This is a genomic window from Pseudomonas sp. SST3 (assembly GCF_003325755.1).
This window is the reverse complement of the sequence record NZ_QORI02000149.1, coordinates 1-3,893: the sequence shown is the minus strand read 5'-3', so window position 1 is coordinate 3,893 and position 3,893 is coordinate 1. Positions and strand designations below refer to the sequence as shown.

The window sequence follows — 3,893 nt, the reverse complement described above, 5'->3', positions numbered from 1 at the left end:
ATACGTTTTAGCGAATATATCAGGTAGCCTATTTTCGCTCATTGCAACAGCGCTGCTTGCGATGAAGCTTGGCTTGTATGGTGCGCTGGTTGGGTTGGCCATTTATCAATCGCTGAGCTTCTTGGCTACTTTAATATTTTGCTTCCGCTTGACATGGTTCAAATTTAAGTTTCTGTTCGGCAAAGTTGATTATGCTACCTCTGCGAATTTAGCTAAATACACGCTAATGGCGTTGACGTCTGCCTTATGCGTACCGATCAGCCATATTCTGGTGCGTAACTATTTGGGAGAAAATTTGAGTTGGGTGGAAGCGGGGTATTGGGAGGCGATGTGGCGATTGAGCGCTGCTTATCTTTTACTGATTACCACGACCTTGAGTGTTTATTTCCTGCCGCGACTTTCAGCTGAAAATAACAAAGCTATACTAAAACGAGAAGTGTTTTCTGGCCTTAAGTTACTCGTTCCTCTAGTAATATTAGGTGGCCTAGTCGTTTTTGTATTGCGTGATCTTATCATCGCTCTGCTGTTTACCGAAAAATTTACTCCAATGCGGGWWTTGTTTTTTTTTGGCAGTTAGTAGGAGACTTGTTTAAAACTTGCGGTTGGTTGCTGGCTTATATCATGTTAAGCAAGCCCCTGGTGAAGCTTTACGTAATTACAGAGATTGTCTTTTCGCTAAGTTTCTATCTGCTCACTATTATTTTTCTCAATGTATTTGGTTTTGAAGGCGTTGCCATCGCGCACGCAGTGAATTATTTAATTTATTTGATTGTGATGTATTGCTTCGTATTTGAACGGTATTTGGGGGGTTCGCATGTTGCTTGAAAAGGAAAGCGCTGGACCGTTGGTTAGTATGTGTATTCCTGTTTATAATCATCAGAAATTTGTAGAAAGAAGCATTCGAAGTGTCATAAATCAGAGCTATGCAAATATTGAGCTGATCATCATCGATGATGGGTCTTCTGACTTATCAAGAAGCTTCATTCAAGATCTTTTGCCGCTTTGTGAGCAACGATTTGTAAGATTCACCTATATAGCTCAAGTAAATCAAGGGTTATCAACGACTCTAAATACGGCTCTTGAATGGTCCCAGGGTAAGTATTTTTCAGCATTGGCGTCGGATGACTGCATCCTGCCTGAAAAAACTGAGTTTCTGATTCAATATCTAGAAAGTCAGCCAGACTGCGTAGCTGCGTTTGGTTCGATTTACCTGATAGACGATGAGAGTCGCCGTACTAGCACGCGTATCGGGTCTGGAAGGTATAGTTTTCGTGACGTTATCATGCTTAAAGCGCAGGTGCCGGCAGCCGCAGGCATGCTCAGGCTTGATACCTTGCGCAGCGTAGGCGGTTTCAATACCAATACGCGTGTTGAGGATTGGGATATGTGGTTGAAGTTGACGAGTGCTTCGAACGGGTATCTGCAAGCGCTTCCTGAGTTGGTGGCGGAATATCGGCAGCACGCCGAGAACACCCTCAAGCAGCTAGATTTGATGTATGAGCACCAAATGAAAATTCTGCAGGACTACCGTGAGTGCCCGGAATATACGTCAGCGATCACAGCACTTGAATGTACACGTTTTAGAAAATATTGCTAGCGTTAGAAAGAAAGAAGCGCTGGGTAATTTTTTGAAGTTGTCGTGTACGCTTGGTGCCTATAAAGAAATACGCTTTTACCAAGGTATAATCCATCTTTTTTTTAAGTGGTAGTTATGTTAAGTGTGCGGAAAACCACGCTCGCCGCGTTTGTCATGTTGCTGCTCTCATTCATGCTCATGATGGGCTGTGCTTATTTGTTTTCAGTTATCGTAAATGATAATGAAACCATTACTGATGCCAGGGCTTATTATTTTTTCTACAAATGAGTTGCTTTCAGAAAGATGTGCTAGGTTTCGCCACCACCTTGACGGAGGAAACAGGTAAGTTGGAGTTGGGTATATACCTTTCGGTCTATACTGTTTTCAACTCGATTATTGTTGATCTGCAGTCTTTTGCATTTGCTTCCATGTCGTTAGTATTTGCATTCTTGATGTTATTTGTTTTTTTGCGCCGCACGCAAGATTGAAAAAAACGCCCTTCAAGCTGCGTTTTTCGTCCTTCTGTCAGTCTTAATATATTCGTTGTGGTACCCCTCCTACGCTTCTGTGCTATGGGTATGGAGGTCTCACATGGCATTTACATTGCTATTTCTGGGGATGTTGAGTTCTCGATTTATTGTTGCGGTATTATTCGTAGTCCTGTCAATTTTATTTCATTACTCCAGTGGCATTTTGGCGGTGGTAGTTTTTTTTCATATTTATTTTTATTGATCGCTTCCCTAGGCTTTCAATTCCTACAAAGTATGCAATTTCGTTGCTTGTCGGATTGATGGGGTCTTTGGTTGTTGGGTATTTAAAGCAAGTAGTTGTTTCAGGTGACGGCAATTGGGAAAGCGAGACCAATGCTGGATTGTTTGTTTATGCGTATGTGTTCTTGTTTGTATTGGCTTTGATAGTTTTATCGGCCTGGCGAAATTTTTTTAATCTATATTTTTCAAGTGGTGAGAATGCCATGCTGAATAGGATGTTTTGCGTTGCCCTATTTTTCTTGGGGCTATCGGTTACATCTGTTAACTCTCACCAAGATCTTATGAGGATCATGCAGCCTGCGTTTATAATTATACCTTTTATTTATTTAATGTTTCTAAACACCGCCAAGGGGACCTCACGTGCGTTGCTTGTCTTGCTTCTGGCCCCGGGTATAGTAATGGGCCTACGATCGGCCTATATGTATTGGGGAGGCGCTTGATGTCAAACGTTCAAAACGTTGCCCTGACACTACGCCGATCACACATTGTAACGCTCTCATTTTTGAAAGTTTTCCAACATCGCCTAGATTGATAAAGCAGCTTAGGAATAGCTGCTTTCACATCAACGATGTTAAGGAGCTTCATCAATGTACAACACGTATGTTTCTTCCCTGTTCTTCGCTTTCCTCACCAGCATTTCGGTTGCTGCCACTGCTGCTCCCTCCGCTAAACCAGAAGCACCATCCCCCATTTCTGTGCAAATGACACAAACCGAGCAATCCACCAAGGTCAACCTCAACGCCGCCGACTCCGAAACCCTGCGCCGTGATCTGTTCGGTATTGGGGCTTCCAAGGCGAAGGCAATCGTGGCTTATCGTGAAAGCAACGGTCCGTTTACGGCGGTGGATGAGTTACTGGAAGTGAAGGGCATCGGCAAGGCGCTGCTGGAGAAGAATCGCGACAGGTTGGTTATCAATTGAGGATGTGAGGTAGCTTAGAAGGCCGGTCAATGACCGGCCTTTTCTTCGTCGGAGGCCTGCGCCTTCAGACGCTTAAGCGCTATTGGCATGAAACGTGATTACATCTACCCAATGATTGTTCAACAATCCTGAGGTAGTGATGACACCCAGTCTGTCTTTAGCCGACCAAATCGCCATGGAACTACGCACCGACATCATTGGTGGGCGGTTATTGCCAGGTATGCCATTAATCGAGAAGGATCTTGTCAACGGGTACAGCGCGTCGCGCAACACAATTCGTGAGGCGCTGCATCGTCTGGGCCAGGAGGGCCTTACTCGCTACGTCCGCAATAAGGGTGTAATGGTTCGGCGCCTGGAGCGGGCGGAAGTGCGTGACCTCTTCGTAGCCCGCCGCACGCTGGAACTGCAGGCCATAGCCCAAAGCGGCCCGCTGACGGACGCTCAATCAGGGCGTATGCAAAGCGCTATTGAGGCCACCACCCTGGCTCGTGAGCGTGAAGATTGGCGAGCGGTGGCCACCCACAGTCTGGTGTTCCATCAACAGATTGTTGCGTTGATGGCCAGCCCCCTGTTCGACGGGTTTTTCGCCCAGGTGATCGCCCAGTTACGCCTGGTGTTCTGCGCTGC

Annotated in this window: 3 protein-coding genes and 1 pseudogene; all 4 read left to right on the top strand. The window is 45.5% G+C overall.

The window, feature by feature from the left end:
• Positions 1-577: pseudogene (locus DQ405_RS25505) on the top strand (O-antigen translocase); the annotation flags it as partial.
• A gap of 237 nt (positions 578-814) precedes the next feature.
• Entirely contained in the window at positions 815-1,597 is a 783-nt protein-coding gene (locus DQ405_RS25500) for a glycosyltransferase family 2 protein (protein ID WP_168426428.1), read from the top strand.
• Between the two features lie 1,336 nt (positions 1,598-2,933).
• Positions 2,934-3,266, top strand: coding sequence for a ComEA family DNA-binding protein (locus tag DQ405_RS25495; protein ID WP_103451717.1), 333 nt, complete (start codon positions 2,934-2,936; stop codon positions 3,264-3,266).
• Positions 3,267-3,405: 139 nt separating this feature from the next.
• A partial coding sequence (locus DQ405_RS25490) for a GntR family transcriptional regulator (RefSeq protein WP_168426427.1) occupies positions 3,406-3,893 on the top strand: 488 nt, incomplete at its 3' end.